This is a genomic window from bacterium (assembly GCA_040757115.1).
Classification (GTDB): Bacteria; UBA9089; CG2-30-40-21; order CG2-30-40-21; family SBAY01; genus JBFLXS01.
Window position 1 is genome coordinate 1 of sequence record JBFLYA010000051.1, and the last position, 20,818, is coordinate 20,818.

Below are 20,818 nucleotides of genomic sequence, written 5' to 3' on the forward strand. Positions count from 1 at the left end.
ATTTTGATTTTTGATTTGTAATTTTACATTTTGATGTTTGATTTTTAATTTATTTTATGGTATTCCAGAAAAGTGGAAGTTAATTTTGCAAAAACCATAAGGTTCGCACTACATTTATCGAATGTCATAGGTTACTTCGTGTCCATTTGTAGCTAATTTCTCTAATTCTCTGTGAACTCTGTGCCTCTGTGGCTGAATGCTTACGGGTTGACGATTTGAAAGGGAGGTAATTTTTATGATTAAAAGAGTAACCTATTTACTTTGTGGGTTATTACTTATAAGCGGGACGGTTTGGGGAGAAATAGAACAAGGTGATGTAGATATAGAATTAGAGGTGCCAGAGATTATCCAATTAGAGATTTTAACCGCAAATTTACGAATAATTCCTGGTCCTGAGGATTATGCCCGAAATTTAGGTAAAGATGAATATGAAGGTGGAAATGAAGAGATAGACCCGGGTAAAGGCTTTGCCGATAGGAGCAGCGCTATTGAATTGACTATGTTCAGTAATGCTCAAAATGGTGGACTTCTTTATGTCCATGGTATTCAGTATGGAGGTCCAGAAGGCATCCTCAGACTCGAAGATACATATTTAGCCGTTCAAACAGAAAAAACATATATCCTCCAGAATAATATCGAAGGTGCAACCACTAAATTTAGAACATATCCCGATAAAAAGACATATTGGCTTAGACTTCATAACGAAGCTCAGGAAATATTTAAAGTAACTATGTCAACTAAAGATGCAAGATTGATAGTATTTAAAGCCGGCCTGGGTAATTTAGCCCGATATACACACGGCCATTATAAAAATACTATCACCTTCTCTCTAATGCCATCAATTATCTGAGGAAATTTAAAAATGAAGAAAAAAATTATACCTTTAATTTCTTTAGTCTGTATTTTAGCATATAACAATATATTTGCTCAACAATTACTCTCATTTATTGGAAAATGGCCTGACGATGCTATTATTTATCGATTTAATTCACCAGGTGATATAGGTGTTGATTCACAAGGTAATGTTTATGTTGTAGATACCGCAAATCATCGCCTTCAAAAATTTGATTCTATGGGAAATCTAATTACCATCTGGGGGAAAAAAGGTAATAATAGAGAAGAATTCCTTGCTCCTGAAGGAATAGGTATTGATAAAAATGACAATATCTATGTAGTTGATACAGGGAATAATCGTATCCAAAAATTTAGCTCTGATGGAAAATTACTTCAGATATTTGGTAGTTTTGGGGACGATTATGGTGAATTCAAATTACCGCAGGATATTGTTGTTGATTCAGAATTTAATATTTATGTTCTGGATACAAATAATAATCGTATCCAAAAATTTAGTAATACAGCCGCTTTCCTTATGGCGTTTGGCGGTTATGGAACCGAAACCGGGAAATTCTCCAGTCCACAAAGTATAACTTTAGATATAAATGATTCTATCTATGTTGCGGATACAAATAATAATCGTATCCAGAAGTTTGATAAAAACGGTAATTTTATACGAAGTTGGGGCATAAAAGGAAATCAAGACGGTGAGTTTGATTACCCAACAGGAATAAATGTGGATAAAATTACCGGGCAGATTTATGTCGTTGATACGACAAATAGACGAATACAGGTTTTTGATGTAAATGGTGGTTTTGTGAAAAAATTTGGGGAAAGAGGTGAAGGATTAGGAAAATTCGAATCTCCTAAAGGAATAGTTATTAACAGTTCAGGTAATGTATATGTCTCAGATAAAGTAAATAATTGTATTCAAAAGTTTGATGAAACAGCTACTCCTCTTGAGATGTGGAGTGAATATAGTTATGAGCCAGGAAGGTTCAATTCTCCATTTGGGATTGATAGGGATTCTCAAAATAATATCTATGTCGCTGATTCTAATAATCATCGCATCCAACAATTTGATAAAAATGGTAATTTTATTAGATGGTGGGGTGGTAAAAGCACCCCAGTTATGGAGCCTGGTAAATTCTGGAATCCTTATGGGATACTGGTAGATACAAAGGATAATAATCGGGTATATGTGGCGGATACGGAAAATTGCAGAATTCAAGTATTTGAAAATGGAAATTTTATCCGCAAATGGGGCAAATACGGCTCTATGGAAGGAGAGTTCATATCACCTTATGACTTAGCGGTTGATTCTACAGGCTTGATTTATGTCGTAGATAAAGATAATCAACGCATACAGGTCTTTACTAAACAAGGTGTTTTCAAAAAACAGTGGTCCACTTTACTTAATCCTGAAACAATTAGTATCCCTGTAAATATAGAGATTGATTCTAAAGATAAAGTCTATGTTGTGGATATTAAAAATCATTGTGTTAAAGTATATGATAAAGATGGTAATTTTATTAAAAAAATTGGTGAGAATGGACAGGATGACGGCGAGTTCAATAGCCCTTTTGGAATTGATATTGATGTAAGTGATAATCTTTATATCGTAGATAAGGGAAATAATCGAATACAGGTATTTGATGCCAATGGTAATTTTATTTCTACCTATGGACATTACGGAGATAATGATGGTGAGTTTAATTCACCAAGAGGAATTACACTTGATAATGAAAATAATATTTATATCGTTGATACTGGAAATCAACGAGTCCAGAAGTTTGAAAATGAGATTAATCAAAATAATCCTGTTCCTAATTCAGAAATAAACGCCTATAATTTTCCAAATCCATTTAATCCTAATCTACGACAGACAACGATTACTTATACCATTGGAACAACACAACCAATCACGATTAAAATTTATAATATAGCCGGTGAACTAATTAGAACCTTACTTGATTCTGCACAACGACCAGCCGGACAATGTCAGGATAAATGGGACGGCAAAAACGATGATAATGAAATAGTCTCAGAAGGCGTTTATATCTGCGTGATTAAAACTCAAGATGCCACAACAAAGTTTAAAATTGCGGTAGAAAAGTAAAGGAAAAATCAAATGAAAAAGATATTATTCTCTTTATTAGTTTTATTAGTTTTATTCTCTGTAACTGAGGCAAAAAGTCAAGGAAAAAGCGGAGCGACATTTCTAAAAATAGGTGTTGGTGCCAAACCGACAGCAATGGGTGGAGCTTTTGCCGCCGTCGCCGATGACTCAACAACCATCCACTATAACCCTGCCGGATTAGCCCTGTTCGAAAATAAAGAATTATCCTTTACCCATATCGCCTGGTTTGAAAAGATTAACTACGAATACTTAACTTATATCAACCCATTATCACAACTAAATTTGCCTGGTGTTTTTGCCACTAATCTGTCCTATCTTGGAATAAATGATATTAAAGAATATGACCAAAATCAAACTTACCTTGGAGAATTTAAAGCATCCGATTTGTTACTTAATCTCACTTATGCCAGGACAATAAAACCTAATCTTTATTCAGGACTGAATTTAAAATATGTTAATCAAAAAATTAAATCATCAAGAAGTGCCCTTGTGACAGATTTAGGATTATTATATAACACATCTATTAAAAATCTAACTTGTGGACTGACACTCCAAAATTTTCTCCCACTTTTTAATAATTTTAAAGATAACCTGCCTTATAATATTAAATTAGGTGCCTGTTACAGATTGTTAACAAACAAAATACTCACTCTGGCAATGGATGTTGATTTACCTAACAATGATAATGGACTGAGATTACATTTAGGTGCTGAATATCGGTATCCGGAAATGGAAAATATCGCTATTAGACTGGGATATAAAACAGGTGTTGATTGTGGTAACTTAAGTTTCGGTTTTGGAGTAAATTACGATAAATATAAACTTGATTATGCCTATTCTTCTTACAATGACCTCGGTAATGTTCATCAACTTTCTCTTAATATGAAGTTTGAAAGTTTAAAGTCGAAAGTCCAGAATGAAAGCCTAAAACCTGAAATCCAAAGTTCAGAAAACAAAATCCAAAATACTAATGTCCTCTCCCCCTCTACCTCTTCGGACTCAAAGCCCAATGTGGTTTTTGAGTCCGAAGAGAAGAGGATAATTGAATATGTCGAATCTGAAAAAGAAACGATACAAAAAATAGAAACCGTAGAAAAACCGGTCATAGAAGAATTTGAAGAAGACCAGAAACAAGAAGACCCTTTACCAGAGCCAGAATCCAAAATCCAGGATTCAGAAGAATCAGATGCTCTAAAACCTGAAGAAGTTAGAGCCAAAGTAACCATAGGAGGAGATGAAATATGAGATATTTAGTTTTGACCCTGACATTGCTTGGGGTAATGTTAATAATGAATAATAGGAATGTCTGCACTGAGGAAAATGCCTATTTCTATTTTAATCAAGGAGAAAAGTATCGAGCAGAAAAAAACTATGAAGCGGCAATCTCTATGTATAAAAAGGCAATAAAATTAAATCCTGACTACGATATCACCTACAATAATCTTGGCTGTGCTTATTATGAAAAAGGACAGTTTGATGAGGCAATTGCTAATTATAAAAAGGCATTAGAATTTAACTTAACGACAAAAGTTACACATAGTAATCTTGCCTGTGCTTATTATTATAAAGGGATGTTTGATGAGGCAATTGAGGAGTTCAAAAAGGAATTAGAAAATAACCCTGTATGCGTTGACTCGTTAAATGGTCTTGGTTGTGCTTATTATAACAAAAAAATGTATGAGGAGGCAATAAAATGGTTCAAAAAGGCACTTGAAATTAACCCGGATTATACCTCTGCTAAAAATAAGTTAGCCTCAGCAAAAAAGGCGATTGAAAAAGAAAATTATTGCAAATACTACAATTCAGGTATTGACCAACTATCTCAACAAAAATATGAAGATGCCATCTCAAGTTTTAACCAGGCACTCGAATATACCACAATGGATTATGAAAAGACACTGGTAAAAGAAAAGATAAAATCTGCACAAGACAACTTAAATAAGATAAGAATAAGAGAAAATTACTTCAGATGCTACAATTCAGGTATTGACCAGTTTGCTCAACAAAATTGGGAACAGGCAATTTTGAACCTTAATCAAGCACTTGAATACGCCGCCACCGATGAAGAAAAGATAATGATAAAAGAAAAGTTAAAATCTGCACAAATTGGTTTGAATAAACGGAAAGTTAAAGCAAACTACTGGAAGCGGTATAATTCAGGAATTGAACAGATGGCTCAAAAAAGATGGGAAAATGCCATTAATGACTTTAATAACGCCCTTAAATATGCCACTACCGCCGATGAAAAAGGAAAGATAACCGTCCAATTAAATCAGGCAAAAAGGTCTTTGAATGAGACAAAACGCCAGGAAACCTACCATAAATGGTATAATTTAGGAATGAGCCGAATAGCTCAAAATAGATGTAAAGATGCAATGGAAAATTTTAGTCAGGCACTTAAATACGCTATTACCGATGAAGAAAAGATAATGGCACAAAAAAAGATAGATGAAGTCAGAACAATTCTGGAAAAATCCCAACAATCTAAAGCCATCGCCTCTTTAAAAACTCCAGAAACCCCAGTAGAGATAAAGCAAAAAGTATTAATCAAAGAAAATAAACCATGGAAATTTAATGTAAGTGATATTGCCTCGGTTTTATTGATAGTTATTTTAGGGTTATCCATTTTGCCACAATCAAATTCTATAAAAGCAAAAATTTATCTCTGGCAAAAAAAATATGACCAAGCGGCTTCAATCTATGAAGAGGCAATATCAAAAGGGAAAAAAGTCTGGCTTTATCCAGCATTAGCAGAAATTTATCTGAAATTAGACCAGGTAGATGAAAAGGCTATAAAAGTCTATGACAAAGCGATATTCCTTGATGCCGGTAATCGAAAAATGATTAGAATTGTTGCAGATTATTATATGAAGAAAAAGAGACCCGGAGAACGAGCAATTGAAATTTTTGAAGAGGCATTAAAATTTGACCCAAATAATATTCATATATTGAATATTCTTGGAAAAACATATTGTAATTATGGAGAGGAGGCAAAGGCAATTGATGTTTTTCAAAAATTATATGAATTAGGACATAGAGATGAAACTGTGGTAAAAAATCTGGCAAAGGTATATCTGAAAGAAGATAGATTGGATAATGAGGCAATTCCAATCTATGAGGAGGCAATGAAATACGAACCAGAAAATCATGATTTGATTATTGCCTTGAGCCAGGCATATATAAATCAAGGAATGAGGGATAAAAGAACAGTAGATATTTACAGGAAGTCTGTTGGTTTATGCTCAAACTTAGTCAAAACTTATAAAGAAAAAAATGATTTCGATAAAGCACGGCGATACGCAGAAATAGCCTACAAAATAGTTTATTGCTATTCATCAGGAATAGTCGATAGTTTAGTTCGCGAAAGCGTCATGGGGGTCTTGAATAAATTGTAATTGGTAAGTATTTAACCAGTTATCAAATAAAAAGGAGGAGAAATTAAATTGAAAGAGAATATAAGAGAAAAAATAATGATGATTATATTTATTTTGGGTTTATTATTAACTCAAACAAGTTGTGCCAATCAACAAGTGGAAGCAAAAATACCCAGAAATTTAATTCAATCTTTAAAATCTACGGATGCTGAAGTTCGTAAGCAAACAGCAATTATCTTAGGCGAATCAGGAAATAAAAAGGCAGTAAAACCATTGATTCAGGCTTTAAAAGATGAAGATTGGCAAGTGAGACGAGAAGCAGTCAAGGCACTGGGTAAATTAAAGGATGACCAGGCATTAAAACCGTTAATTGATAAACTAACAGATTCACATTGGGTAGTGCAGGGTAATGCCGCCTGGGCACTGGGTGAAATAGGAGGTGACCGGGCATCTAAAGCTTTAATTACCGCACTATCCCATAAACAACCTTTTGTTAGAGAAAATGCGGCTAAATCAGCTGGCAAACTTAAGATTCAAGAGGCAATAAAACCATTGATTAACCTGCTGAAGGATGAGGATAGTCAGGTTCAACAATCAGCCACTGAGGCACTTTCGCAAATAGGCAATCCTCAACCCCTGATTGAGGCATTGGATAGTAAAAATATACTTGTTCGCTGGCATGCAGGTGAGGCTTTAGGAAATATTGGTGATAAAAATGCAATTAAATATCTCCTGCCTTTATTAAAAGAGGAGGATAAAAATCTTCGACTTAATATCGCCTTTGCTCTTGCTAAATTAGGAAATAATGACGGCATAGAAATGTTAATTAATAGTTTAAAAGAGGAAGACGAAGAGGTAAAAACTTATGCCGCACTTACACTCGGCAAAGTAGGTGATAAAAGGGCAGTAGATGACCTGATTGGACTTTTAAATGATTCAAACATAAATATTAAGGCACAGGCAATATCTGCGTTAGGAAATATAGGAGAGGAAAAGGTAATATCACATCTTATACCCCTCTTAAATGATAAAAACGCATTTATTCAACAATTGAGTAGTAATGCCCTGATAAAAATAGGCGAACCTTCAATAAAACCTTTGATGTTTGGCTTACAAAATGCCAGGGAGAAAACTTTAAAAAACACCATTACAAATACTTTAATAAAAATAGGCACATCCGCTATTACACCTTTAATTGAGCTAAATGAGACTAAGACTATAGAAAATGACGAAACACAATGGTATATCGGAATCGCCTTAGGTGAAATTGGAAAAACAGGCAACGACCAAATTTTTAATTCATTAATTACTACTTTAACTTCTGAAAATTGGTATGCACGAGGCGGGGCAGTCATTGGGCTGGGGAAAATGAAAAATAAACAGGCACTTGAACCATTGATTAAGATTTTAAAAAATGACTCAAATAAAACTGTCCGTATGACCGCGATTGAATCACTGGCTAAAATAGATTATAAAAACAAAAGGATAATGAATGTGTTAGTCTCTGCCTCAAAAAACGATAATGACCCGGGTGTCCGAACATTTGCTAAAGGGATTATTAATGCACTGAAAACGATAAAAGAAAATCAATAATACGAATTTCGTTAGAAACAGAAAACAGAAGATAGATATAAAGTAAAACATTATAATCTGACTTCTGTTCTCTGATAATCAGTGACTCCGAAGTTCTTAACTAACCCAATAATTAATCTTTTCATCTCGATAAATAAGAGATAAAATCATAAGGGCTTCGGAGTTTTTTTATAGCATGACCCCAAATGCCCCCCTAAAATTTCACTCCTACAGAGATATAATGATTCCTGTCCAGATCTCCACGCACTAGATATGCATAGTCTAAAGAATAACCTCGTTCGACAAATCCCAGCCCAGCAGTAAAATCTTTTGTTTCATATCCAAATGCATATCCTACTCTTAGATACACATTTAATTCACACTCTACATTTAAATATTCCATTCCCACATGAGTTTTAATATCATCTCCTTTAGGTTTAACTAAATCTACACCTAAAAGAATATTGTTTGCATTTGGAAGTAGAAATTTATAAGAAGCTCCTGCTCGTATATTGAATGGCAATGGATCTTTTTTCTCACGATATTTTACATCTGACCCAAAATTTTGTCCTGCCACCCCAAAGCTAAGATTTTCTGAAATAAGTAATAATGTCCCAAAATCTATAGCATACGCCTTTGCCTTTATCTCTTCTACCAATTCACTTTGTATCTTTTTAAGATTAATTCCTGCTGATAGATTTTTAGTTAGTTTTAGCCCTCCAGATAGACTAATCACATAATCACTTTCTGCCTTTACCTTTCTACAGGGTTTATTCTCATAATTAATTTCAATATCACCCACTTGCAATGTAGCAATACTTAGACCAAAGACACTATTTTCTTTCACCCTTTGTGCATAGCCTGCAAAACCATGTTTAATATCCAATAGAGTTGAGTAGAAGAAAGCCGCCTCCTTATGGTCAATTAATGACAAGCCTGCAGGGTTAAAGAAGATACTATCTATGCCATTTGGGCAACTAACTCCAATTTCACCTATGCCAGATAGTCGAGCACTTGTGGGAAATTTTAGCACTACCAGAGCAGAAGTTTTATCTCCTGCTTCAGCTTGATGAGTTAATAACATAACCCACCATATTGAAAAAACCAGGATAGTTCTTAAAATTATAAAACTTATCACTGTTATCCCCCTCATTTAATCACCGCTATCTTCTTTATTTCATTGAAATAGCCACAATCAAAATATACCAAATAAATTCCACTGGCAACTATCTCATCATCTTCATCCTTACCATCCCATTTATCCGTATTATGTGGTCCGGCATCCCTATAACTATCTACAACTGTTTTTACCAGGAGACCATCTAATGTATAAACCTTAATTTTTACTTTAGCAGCCCATGAAAGGGTATATCTAAATGTTACTTGTTGTCCTTTTGTTGGGTCAAATAAGTTATCATAGGGGTTAAATTGTGGTCTTAGAGGAGTAGTAGCAGATATTGGTTCAGAATAATTTGAATATCCATAACCATCCCGTCCAGCTATTCGATAGTAGTAAGTAGTATTTTCACTTAAATTTTTATCGTAATATGAAGTGGTATTTGCAACTACAGTGGTTATTGTGCTATAAACTCCATCCACACCCGTTTTTCTTTGAATAGTAAAATCATATTCATCGTCATAGGTATCATTCCAGGATAATTTTATCTCATTCCACCAAATTGCATTAGCAATAAGACCAGTTGGTGTTCCAGGTGGTTTATCGTCAATAGTTTTAAATGTCCAGGTACCTCCTTCAGTGAATGTGCCATTGGTAGCAATGATTTTCCAGATATACCATGTATCATAGGCTAATTGGTGTAAATTATTATAAAAGGTGGAAGTAGTAGTTCCAATTTTATTTAGAGTAAATGAACGAGTTCCAAAATACACTTCATAAGTTACAGTACCACCTGTCCATGACCAGACTAAGTCTGTATCTATAGATTGATTAGTTGCATTGTTTGGGGGGATAATTGGTTGAAGTTCATCAAGTGGCTGAATACCAAAGGTTAAATTTGCAAATACTAATGATAAAAGTAAAACTACTATGAAAACCTTACATTTCATCTTAACAGATATTATATTCTATATTCTTAAAATTGTCAAGGAAATATTGGGGGCATCAGCAATTCTCGGTGAATTTTTAGAGACTGAATTCACCTATGTTGAGGAGAGATAGAGAAAAATATTTTTCGTAAAGATTTTGAGAGGAAAATAAGGAATAATGAGTCTCTATCTAATTTTTCACCGAGAATTTCTGAAAAGAGCCGATTTTTGTTGACAAAGGATAAAATTTGTGGTAAAATATCCTCACAATGGGCACAAATGGATATAATACCCAAAACACTTAAAAAGTAATTTCCTATCAGTTCAGTTCACTTAGCTATTGTTTCAACCCGTGCTGGTAATACAATAGGCGGCGGAGATTGGGGCAAGGATAGACTTGTTTGTGACTGCATGCGAACCCTTATGGAAGATAAACTAATTGAGATTCGCAACCCTAATTCTACTCGTCCGTGGCAGTATGTCCTTGAGCCAGTGAGTGGTTATCTTCTTCTGGCGATGAAGTTATTAACCCAAGGAAAATAAATTTGCTCAAGCCTGGAATTTTGGTCCACTCGAATTGAAAGGGGTGACAACCAGAGTAGTTGGTAGAAAAGGTGATTGAATTATGGGGGCAAGGAGAGTGGAAAGATATAAGTTCAAAGGATGAACCTCACGAAACATCTATCTTGCGGATAAACTGGGAAAAAGCGGCTAACTTACTTAACTGGTAACCAGTTTATACCTGGCAAGAAGCATTACCCAGACAGTTAAGTGGTTTAAGGCATATAAAAATCAAAATGTTGATATGTATGAGGTCTGTGTTAATCAGATTAACCAGTACACAAATAAGGCTGGACAATTAAATATTGAGTGGGCTAGTGCTTTATCACATTAATTTTTGGTAACAGGTTAGCCATCTCTCTCAGATGGCTAAATTGTTACAAAGGAGGGATATATATGTTTTTTAAAAACGATCCGTGGTGGGAAATAAATAAATCCCATTTCTGGGATGGAGATGTGAGTATCTCACAATTACAGTTAGCAAAAGAGCATAATTTCCGAATAAGAAAGTTAATACCTCCAAGCAATCAAAAAGAAAAAATATGTTTAGATGTAGGATGTGGCTCGGGGTTATTCAGTGAACAAATTATAAAAAAGGGATATGATGTAATAGGAACTGATTATGATGAACGAGCAATTAAACTTGCTAAGGAAAGAGGGATTAATACTATTCAGGTAGATGTAGAGAGAGAAAAAATTCCTTTTGAAAATCAAACCTTTGACTTAATTGTATGTTGTGAAGTGATTGAACATATAAAAAACCCTCACAATATGTTAAAGGAAATACACCGAGTGCTAAAAGATGATGGTTTTTTTGTTATTACTACTCCTAATATTGCGTGGTGGTACTTGAGATTAAAAATGTTATTTGGCATTTGGGGCGTAATTGAACCAGACCATATTCGTTTCTTTACCCCGCGTTCATTAAAGGAGTGTTTAGATTTTTTTGGGTTTAAGGTTATAAAAGTAGCTTCTCTTTTCAATCTTCCCCGATTAGGCATCAGGGAATTACCCTATGGTCATTCTATTTCCTATAACTTTGGGTTTCAATGTATTAAGAAAAGGTAGATGATATGGAAAAAGAAAATATGGAGAGATTCAAATCAAAGATTATTTTAGATGATATTGCTCGAATTATTCAAAAGTTAGGTGATAAAATTGAAAGATTAGAAAATAAATCTTTTTTAATCACAGGCGCAAATGGAATGCTTCCCAGTTATATGGTTTATGTTTTGACTCGTTTAAATGATATATATTTTAAAGATAAATGTAAAATTTATGTTTTAACCAGAAACAAGATATTAGATAATGACCGATTAGGTTATAGTTTAAAAAGAGATGATGTTGTTCAAATAACCGTAGATGTCAGTCAACCATTTACTTTCAATTATCCAGTTGATTTTATTATTCATGCTGCATCTAAGGCTTCCCCTAAACATTACTTACAACATAGGCTTGATACTATTTTTGCTAATGTCAATGGAACTATAATTTTACTTGAATATGCTAGGAAAAATCCAATAGAGAGTTTTTTATATTTTAGCAGTGCAGAGATTTATGGAACACCAGATATAAATAATATTCCTACTCCTGAAGATTATATAGGAAGGGTTTCTCATCTCAACAATAGATCTTGTTATGTAGAATCCAAAAAGTTTGCAGAAACTTTATGTATGAATTATTTTTGGGAATTTGGTATTCCGGTTAAGATAGTTCGTCCATCTCATATTTTTGGTCCAGAGATTTCATTAGATGATGGTCGGGTTATTGCAGATTTTATAAATAATGGATTGAATGGACAGAATATTAAATTATTGAGTAGAGGAACTGCGACAAGGACTTTTTGTGATCTTTCTGATGCAACTATTGCTTTTTTCCTGGTGTTATTAGCTGATTATAATGGAGAGGTATTTAATATAGGTAATGATTCTGGAGAAATAAGTATGAAGTCTCTGGCAGAAATGATGGTTAAACTTTTTGATTATAAGATCAAAGTTGAAATGCCGGAAAAAGAACAGACAGATTATATAGTTGAGTCACCAGAGAGAAGTTGTGTTAGTATTGATAAGATAAGAAAAAAGTTAGGGTATAACCCCGAAATTACCTTAGAAGAATGCCTTAAAAAAATAATTGCTTATCATAAAGAAAAAATGTAACCCTTCAGATGGTTGAGTGTCTATGTATCTGAGATACGTAGACCACCAGACACCGAAATACCAATAATGCTGATCAAAAAGCTTACAAAAGGTGTTAAATGATTAATGATATAAAATATTTAGAAAATTTAGCAAAACAGGTTAGAGTTAAAATACTTGATATTATTACCACAGCAAAAAGTTCTCATTTAGGCTGTTCTTTTTCCATAGTGGAGATTTTAATTGTCTTATATTATGAAATATTAGATATAACATTAGAAAACTGGCGTTCAGTTAATCGAGAGCGGTTTATCTTAAGCAAAGGACATGCCTGTGCAGCTCTATACACTGTCTTATGGCAAAAAGGTTTTATTACAGAAGATACCTTGAATACCTATTATCAAAATGGTTCCCTTTTGGGAGCCCATCCCTCCTTAGACACTATTCCTGGAATTGAAGCCTCTACTGGTTCTTTGGGACATGGTTTGTCAATTGGTTGTGGTTTAGCCTATGCTAATAAATTGAATAATCTAAACAAAAAGGTTTATGTCTTAATTGGTGATGGAGAATGCAATGAGGGAACGATTTGGGAGGCAGCCTTATTTGCTAATCACCATCGCTTAAATAACCTGATAGTTATTTTAGATAGAAATAAAATACAGGGTTACGGTTATACCGAAGAGATTATTAAATTAGAACCGCTACAGATGAAATGGCAGTCTTTTGGGTGGAATGTGTTACGAGTAAATGGGCATGATATAACTCTTTTAGTGGAGACATTCAATTCGATACAGAACAATGAAGGACCAACAATAATTATAGCGGATACACTTCATGGGAAATGTGTAGACTTTCTTGAAAATAAATTGGAATGGCATTATCGCTCTCCGACAGAAGAGGAATTTAAAAAAGCAAAGGAATGTTTAGTATAATATTATGAGGACAGCTTTTGTAGATGAATTGTCAAATATTGTTAAACAAGACAAAAATGTTATTTTGATAACCGGGGATATGGGTTATTCTGTTTTTGAAAATTTTCAAAAACAATTTCCCCAAAATTTTATCAATGCAGGTATTTCAGAAGCCAATATGGTAGGAATTGCGGCTGGTTTGGCTTTGGCAGGTAAAAAAATATTTTTATATACCTTCGCCTCATTTGATACGATGCGTAGCTTTGAACAGGTGAGAATAGATCTATGTTATCAAAATCTTAATGTCAATATAATTGGTCTGGGAGGAGGAATTACCTATGGTAAAGAGGGTTCTACTCATCAAGCTTTAGAAGATATTGCCTTGATGAAAAGTCTGCCTAATATGACGGTTTTATGTCCTGGAGACCCTATTGAAACTAAGGCATTAGTCTCAGAAATTATAAAAAGAAATGGACCATCTTATATTAGAATAGGTAAAGCAGGTGAACCTATAGTTTATAACCCAAATCAGAAGTTTGCCATTGGTAAAAATATTAAATTAAATCAGGGCAAAGATGGTACTATTTTTACTACCGGAAATATGCTGGCTTCAGCTAAACAACTTGTGTCTGAATTGCACCAGGAAGGACTCAACCTTAATTTATATCAAGTTCATACGATTAAACCATTGGATAAGAGTATAATAAATGATGACCTGGGGAAATTTATATTCACCATCGAAGAACATTCAGAAGTAGGAGGATTAGGCTCATCTATAGCGGAATTATTGTATGAGAATAGAATCTACTTACCTTTTTTTAAAATCTCATTACCTGATGCCTTTATTAAAGAAGTAGGAACTCAAGATTATTTAAGAAATATTTATGGATTGTCGGTAAGTAAGATGAAAAGTAGAATATTATCACAGGTGAAAAATATATAAAAAGGCAAATTTACGATGAATGAATTAAAGTTATCTATCTTAATACCCACCTATAATCGGGCAAGATATTTAGAAGAATGTCTAAAATCAATTATTAATTCCTATAAGAATGATGATATTGAAATAATTGTTAGTGATAATTGCTCTGATGATGATACGGAGTTAGTTGTCAAAAATTATAGTTCAGATTCAAGGATTAGATATTTTCGGAATAAAGAAAATATTGGCTCTGAAAGGAATTATTTAAGCTTATTGGAAAAAGCAAGGGCTAAATATATATTTTTTCTGACTGATGATGACCAGGTAAAACCACAAGCAATCTCCAAAATAATTAACCTCATTGATAATTCTAATTATGGAATTATTATGGGAGGATATGAAGATTTTGATGATGATAAAAAAGAATGTATTAATATTAATATAAAGCATAAAGAATTTAAGTCCTTTGAAAAAGGGGAAGACGGGTTAATCAACCTCTTTTCTTTAAGTCATATCTTGAGTGGTATAATTGTCAGACGAGATTGTATTGATTTGGCTGAATTTCGAAGTACTATTGGAACTATGTATTGTCAGATGTTCCTGGTAGGAAGTGTGTTAAATAAAACCACATCCTGCTATTTACCTGAAGTTATAGTTATTCATCGAGTTAATAATCAACTTTTCTGGTCACTCTCAAATGATTATAACGCCAGGAAGATATTAGATATTATTGAAAAGGTCTGTCAGGGAGAAAAACTAAAAAAAGCAAAGGGAATTTTGATTAGTCAGCGGGCAAAAGAAACCTTGTCTAATCTTATTTGTGCAAAAAAAGTTTCCTTAGTTAAGTATTTCAAAACCATCTTTATTTTCTTCCAATTTAAGGAATTTAGATTCAATATATTTTTTTGGAGAAGTCTGATTTTATCATTCTTATATACTCAAAAACTTAACACAATGAGAAGAAAAATGCTTAAAATATATCGACCTGTGCGGTGAGGAATTACAAGCAATGTAACCTTTGGGGGGGTAAAATAAGGGGTAACAGTTTAGTCATCTGAGAGAAATGGCTAAACTGTTACAACATCTTCATATCCACATTCCAAAAGGGATAATTATGGTCAAACCTTGATGCAACTTCATACTAAATTGGTCATTTTGATCTAAAACTTGTCATTTTAAAAAATGAAATATCAATAATATCAATGGGTTAGAAATTTAAAGTGGTGAGGTGAACGGTTACTAAAATGTGCAAGGAAATTTTACTTTCCCGTTTTCTCTCATGCTCATTTTGCCTATATCCCTTCCACCGATTACTGATTACCTGCTTTCTTACCAAATCACTTTTATCTTAAAATAAAACGCCTGTGGATGAGGTTCAGAGGATGTATAAGTATATTTAGTTATTAATTCCTTTCCCTGCCTTTTTATTTTTATCTGTCCATAAGTTTCCCTTTTTTCATCCGAACCATATTTAAACCTTGAAGTGAAGGTTATCCCCGGGTTAAAATAATATGTCCACTTCGCATAGGCATAGTCACTAATCTTTTTATCTTCACTGGTATATTTATAATAAAACTTTATATCAAATTTTTCATAATTATTGTCTAACTCAAAGGAATAATTGGTCTTTTTACCTTCAGCCCGGACTATATCTTTATCTTCATATTCAATTTTACCCCTGATTTTTACTCGAGAGGATAATTTGTGCTCAACACAACCCCAGTATGTTTCATCTGTGATAAAAATAGAAGGATGTTTATGGTAATCAACAAATCCTGTAAGTTTTAAGTTCCCTGAACTATACTCTATTTTAGCCTCACCGCCTTTCTCATCCCCTTCTTTTATTTGACTATGGGGATTAATAAAATCTTGTTCATATCTTCTTAATGAGAGCCAATATTTAAAATTACTTATCTTTTTATACCCTCTAAGAAATATTCCAGTGCCTTGATTTTTACTTTTGGCTATTTCTGCGGCAATCTCTGCCGTATTAATCCTTTTCATAAAGTCCATTCCCAGTATTTCAATCCGTTTATTTTCATCTTTAGAATTAAAATTACTGATATAACCTGTTAGTCCAATGTGATTATCGCCTTTTACCAGATTAAGATTGCCTCCCCATAATTCCTCTTTACCATCAAATTCTGATAAAACATTGTTTGGGAATTTACTTAAATCCACACAGGAATAGAAAAAGGCAGAATTTAAGTTATCAAAAGATGTCTCGATGAATATTCCATCTTGAATATCACTTTTTCTGGTCATATCATCCGGAACAACACCCTGGTATGAATTACGATGGGCAGAATTAAAGGTTATCCCTTCACCAAATCGTGCTTGATAATTACCGATGAGGATTTGCGGCCACATTAAATATCTTTTCTTTAATTTAATCTCCTCTTCACGCTGACCGAAACCACCAAGTTTTATATTTTTAGTATAAATACCTAATTTTGTATTAACCTCTGCCTTTTTATTATCCTCAAGGGTTTCGCTCGACCACAAGTCAAACTTTCCTTTCAATAATTCTTCAACCTGAATAAATACCTTAATTTGTTCAAATATATCATTGCCAACGATAGGGATTATATCTAAAGTGGTTTTATAAGGTCTTTGATTATAAATCTGGTAAGCCAGGTCAAAACTTATATTAGGTAATTCTTGAATTTCTGAAGGTTTTGCAGTATTCAAATCAATGGGGTGTTGATAAAGGTAGTTTAAGATTTCATAATCATTCCAGGAAATTTCATTATCAGTATATAATTCCCAGATGTCATTTTCATCCTCAATTTTTATGGTAGGAATCTTGATTTCTCCAAAGGATAAATTATGGCATATCAAAATAAGGAATAGGACTGAGATTAACTTCTTCATAAGTATTCAGTCATTATCATAAACCACTAATGACTAATTGGGTCGAGTAATAGTCAGGACATAATTGTTAAAATATTTATTAGCAACACTTTTAACTTCTTCCTTCGTCACAGCATTTATCTTTTCAATTAAATCATCCCGCCAGTCATAGTTTAAACCATAAAGTTCATATTGAGCGGATAATGATGCCTGGGATGAGTTTGTTTGCTTTAAGTATAATGCCTCCATCACAATGCAGGCTTTTTTTGCTCTATCTAATTCTTCATCTAAAACTAATTCGTTTTTGATTAATTCCTGTTTTTCTTTGATAATTTTTAATGCCTTATCCAGATTTTCAACCGTTGTGGCGGCTTGAATAGCGTAATAGCCCGGGTCTTGTTTGACCTCATTCCAGGCATGGACAAAATAAACTAATTCCTCACCGCGCAAGGTATTATGTAACCAGCCTCCAGGATAACCAATGCCAGAGGTAATGGCATCAATAACCCGCATTGTATACCAATCCTTATCTCCGACCTTCATTCCTGAGTAGCCCATAAAGATTACCGCCTGCTTTTTCTCCGTGTTCATAGTCGCTTCAACATTTGAAGAAAGTGGTTCTTCAACAACTACTTCCGGGAAAGTAATCTCTGCCGGCGCCCACCCTTTAAATTTCTCCAATATTAATTCCTTTGCTATTTTGGGGTCAATGTCACCAAAAACAGTTAGAATGATATTGTTAGGCAGACAATATCTTTTCCAGACATCAACCAAATCTTGCCTTTTTAGATTAGTAATACTTTCTTTTGTCCCGAGTGAGATAAATTGGTAAGGGCTTTTTTTGTAAAATGTCTTTTTGAAAAAGACCTCTGATTGTGCCTTCCAATTATCGTCTAAACTCTCAATATCGGCTAAAATTGCCTTTTGTTCTTTTTTTAACTCCTCCTCGTCAAAAACAGGATTCATCAAAACATCGGCAATTATATCCATAGCCAGGTTAATATCCTGTTTCAGAACTTCTAAGGAGCAATTGAAGTAATCCTCACTACCAGCGGCGTTGATACTTCCACCTATCGAATCTATCTGTTTAGCAATTTGTTCTGCAGTGCGGTTTTTTGTGCCTTTAATCAGCATCCTTGCCATAAAATTAAACACACCATTATTTTGTGCATTTTCATACCGTAGTCCGCCTTTAAGATATGCACCAATATAGACTAATGGCACATTTACATTTTGTTTTAATAAAATGGTCATACCGTTGTCCAAAATTACCTTTTCTACCTTTCCAACCGCAATTTGTTCTTTTGCCGTTTCTGTTTTCTCTAATTTTGCTCCTTTAGGTTTTAGCATTGCCACGGTTAAGGCATCATCATAAAAATATGTATTTACGACCCGTTGAATGTCCTCTTTCGTCACCTTTTTTATGTTTTCTACATAAATTTCGTGAAATAAAGGATTACCCGTATGAAGGACATCTCTACCAATAACATTGGTTTGACTTTGCACGGTTTGATTGGCAAAGACATACTCACTTATTATTTGTGTTTTTGCCTTTTCAAGTTCTTCATCTAAAACAGATTCTTTTTTTAATTTATAAATCTCATCGAGTATAGACTTTTCTGCTTGATGAATATTAGAATAATCCAATGTTGCCTCAATCGTAAAGTCAGCGGCATCATATCGCGGGGTGAAAGATGAGGCAGAAATGCTGTGAACAAGTTGTTTTTTATCCTTTATTTCGCGATATAGTCTTGAGCTCTCCCCTTGACCTAAAATACAGGCCAGGACATCAAGCGGATACATATCCGGATGAGTAATCGTCACGGTGCGAAATCCCATCAATAAATAGGTAAGTTTGACATCTAATTCCTTCTCAACTGTCCTTTTCCCCATTTGTTTTGGGTCAGACTCAATATAAATAGGTGGAGTAGGATTGCCTTTAAAATCGGCAAATGCCTTTTCTATCTTTGTTAATACCTCTTTTGAGTCAAAATCACCAACCGCAACAACAATTATATTTTGAGGGACATACATTCGATGATAGTATTTCAAAAGGTCGTCACGGGTTAATTTTTTAAATAATTCTGCGATGCCAATTATGGGAAAATGTTCAGGATGACGCTGAAACATTGTTTGATTATAGATTTTGCTTAACATCCTTTGCGGGTCATCGTCAATCATATTTATTTCTTTTAAAATTACCCCCTTTTCTTGTTCGATTTCCTCTGGGTCAAAGTTACAATTCAAAATCCAATCAGATAAAAGGTCTATAACCGTATCAAAGTATAGATTTGCGGTAGAAATATAGTAGCAGGTATGGTCTGATGAGGTGTAGGCATTAGATGCCCCGCCGATTGATTGGATAATCTTTTCGATTTCATCCTTGCTGTGATTTTTTGTTGACCCACCGGCAATGATATGTTCACAATAATGTGATATTCCTGCCCCTAAATACTCCTGTTCATAGATACTGCCGGCATTATAGACATAAACTTGCATTGTGGCAACAGGTGCGGCGTGATTTTCCATAATCACCACACGCAGACCATTATCCAATGTAGTTTGAACTATCTGTGCCGCAGAAACTAACTCTTCTGCCAACATCATTAAGGTTATCAATACTGCCATTAAATGTTTCATTGAACAAATCTCCTTTTTTAAACTGATAAGAAATTGCTTTTTGGGTCTTTTGGACCGTGCATTCATTTTTGCCCTTTCTGGGTGGGGGTATTATAGCAGAAATTTTAGTATATGTCAAGAGGCTGACCGAAAATTTTTTAAAAATATCGTAACCGTTAGGAATATAACCACAGAGGCACAGAGTTCACAGAGAATTAAGGAAAGTAGCCACAAATGGATACGAATTAACCTCTGACAACCCATAAATGTAGTGCGAACCTTTAAGTTCGCCTTTTGGCTTGCCAGAAGCGAAGCTAACGCCTCGCACTACAAATCTTTTTGTATTTGTGTTCATTCGTGGTTATATATTCCTTCTGTGTTCTCTGTGACTCTGTGGCTATATCCTGAACGGTTACCAAATTCCAAACACCAAATTCTATTCGTTCAGAGTTCATTGTTTAAGACTCCTCGTTATTCGTTCAACGAATATCGAGGAACGGACTAATTTGGAAATTTGAATTTTGGTCATTGGGATTTATTTGTCCTTTGGAATTTGTGATTTGAAATTTCTTTGCCTCCTTTGTGCCTTTGCGAGAGGAATATTTTTTACCACCGATGACTGACGCATTACATAACGGACACGATTTTTGTTGACATTTATCCAAAAATTTGTTATTCTTCTTTATACAGAAAGCATAGGGCTTCACGAAATTCTCTCACCCAAATATAGAAAAGATTAGAGGTGGAGGACAGATATTCCCCCTTAATAAAGGGGGTTAGGGGGTTGTAAGTATATAAAGGGGGTTAGGGGGTTGTAAGTATGAAGATTCATTACAATCCGAAATTGAAAA

16 protein-coding genes are annotated in these 20,818 nt (G+C 34.0%); 11 read left to right on the forward strand and 5 right to left on the reverse strand.

Translation table 11 applies throughout. The features are described from left to right. The first annotated feature begins 235 nt into the window (after positions 1-235). From AB1422_06175 to AB1422_06195, 5 genes are read left to right on the forward strand one after another with little or no spacing between them, the layout of a single operon-like run. Positions 236-850 carry a hypothetical protein gene (locus tag AB1422_06175; protein MEW6618920.1) on the forward strand — a complete coding sequence of 205 codons (615 nt, stop codon included), beginning with the start codon at positions 236-238 and terminating at the stop codon, positions 848-850. Positions 851-862: 12 nt separating this feature from the next. Beyond that, positions 863-2,953, forward strand: coding sequence for a 6-bladed beta-propeller (locus AB1422_06180; protein MEW6618921.1), 2,091 nt, complete (start codon positions 863-865; stop codon positions 2,951-2,953). Positions 2,954-2,965: 12 nt separating this feature from the next. Further along, a complete protein-coding gene (locus AB1422_06185; protein ID MEW6618922.1) occupies positions 2,966-4,219 on the forward strand; it encodes a PorV/PorQ family protein in 1,254 nt (417 codons plus the stop codon). Then, positions 4,216-6,369 carry a tetratricopeptide repeat protein gene (locus AB1422_06190; protein MEW6618923.1) on the forward strand — a complete coding sequence of 718 codons (2,154 nt, stop codon included), beginning with the start codon at positions 4,216-4,218 and terminating at the stop codon, positions 6,367-6,369. Before AB1422_06185 ends, AB1422_06190 begins: the two co-directional genes overlap by 4 nt. A gap of 48 nt (positions 6,370-6,417) precedes the next feature. After that, positions 6,418-7,941, forward strand: a complete 1,524-nt coding sequence (locus tag AB1422_06195) for a HEAT repeat domain-containing protein (GenBank protein ID MEW6618924.1) — start codon at positions 6,418-6,420, stop codon at positions 7,939-7,941. A gap of 193 nt (positions 7,942-8,134) precedes the next feature. On the opposite strand, the gene AB1422_06200 is transcribed toward AB1422_06195, so the two are convergent. Together AB1422_06200 and AB1422_06205 are read right to left on the reverse strand one after the other, a co-directional pair. Beyond that, positions 8,135-9,058 carry a PorV/PorQ family protein gene (locus tag AB1422_06200; protein MEW6618925.1) on the reverse strand — a complete coding sequence of 308 codons (924 nt, stop codon included), beginning with the start codon at positions 9,056-9,058 and terminating at the stop codon, positions 8,135-8,137. An 11-nt stretch (positions 9,059-9,069) separates the two neighbouring features. Then, positions 9,070-9,987 (reverse strand): FlgD immunoglobulin-like domain containing protein, encoded by a 918-nt coding sequence (locus tag AB1422_06205; GenBank protein ID MEW6618926.1) that lies wholly within the window; start codon positions 9,985-9,987, stop codon positions 9,070-9,072. Positions 9,988-10,568: 581 nt separating this feature from the next. Between AB1422_06205 and AB1422_06210 the strand changes: the two genes are divergently transcribed. The 6 genes from AB1422_06210 (at position 10,569) to AB1422_06235 (ending at position 15,491) form a co-directional block, all read left to right on the forward strand. Beyond that, the gene (locus AB1422_06210) at positions 10,569-10,697 is read left to right on the forward strand and encodes a hypothetical protein (protein ID MEW6618927.1); all 129 of its coding nucleotides are present in this window, start codon (positions 10,569-10,571) and stop codon (positions 10,695-10,697) included. Positions 10,698-10,923: 226 nt separating this feature from the next. After that, positions 10,924-11,595 carry a class I SAM-dependent methyltransferase gene (locus AB1422_06215; protein MEW6618928.1) on the forward strand — a complete coding sequence of 224 codons (672 nt, stop codon included), beginning with the start codon at positions 10,924-10,926 and terminating at the stop codon, positions 11,593-11,595. A 5-nt stretch (positions 11,596-11,600) separates the two neighbouring features. Further along, on the forward strand, positions 11,601-12,683 hold the full coding sequence (locus AB1422_06220; GenBank protein MEW6618929.1) for an NAD-dependent epimerase/dehydratase family protein: 1,083 nt from the start codon (positions 11,601-11,603) through the stop codon (positions 12,681-12,683). A gap of 98 nt (positions 12,684-12,781) precedes the next feature. Then, on the forward strand, positions 12,782-13,594 hold the full coding sequence (locus AB1422_06225) for a transketolase (GenBank protein ID MEW6618930.1): 813 nt from the start codon (positions 12,782-12,784) through the stop codon (positions 13,592-13,594). Between the two features lie 4 nt (positions 13,595-13,598). Further along, complete coding sequence (locus AB1422_06230) at positions 13,599-14,516, forward strand: transketolase C-terminal domain-containing protein (GenBank protein MEW6618931.1); 918 nt, start codon at positions 13,599-13,601, stop codon at positions 14,514-14,516. Between the two features lie 15 nt (positions 14,517-14,531). Next, positions 14,532-15,491, forward strand: coding sequence for a glycosyltransferase family 2 protein (locus tag AB1422_06235; GenBank protein ID MEW6618932.1), 960 nt, complete (start codon positions 14,532-14,534; stop codon positions 15,489-15,491). 333 nt (positions 15,492-15,824) lie between these two features. On the opposite strand, the gene AB1422_06240 is transcribed toward AB1422_06235, so the two are convergent. The 3 genes from AB1422_06240 to AB1422_06250 form a co-directional block, all read right to left on the reverse strand. Next, a complete protein-coding gene (locus AB1422_06240; protein ID MEW6618933.1) occupies positions 15,825-17,369 on the reverse strand; it encodes a hypothetical protein in 1,545 nt (514 codons plus the stop codon). Between the two features lie 33 nt (positions 17,370-17,402). Continuing rightward, positions 17,403-19,988 (reverse strand): pitrilysin family protein, encoded by a 2,586-nt coding sequence (locus AB1422_06245; protein MEW6618934.1) that lies wholly within the window; start codon positions 19,986-19,988, stop codon positions 17,403-17,405. Between the two features lie 184 nt (positions 19,989-20,172). Next, a complete protein-coding gene (locus tag AB1422_06250) occupies positions 20,173-20,322 on the reverse strand; it encodes a hypothetical protein (protein MEW6618935.1) in 150 nt (49 codons plus the stop codon). Positions 20,323-20,818: the final 496 nt, after the last annotated feature.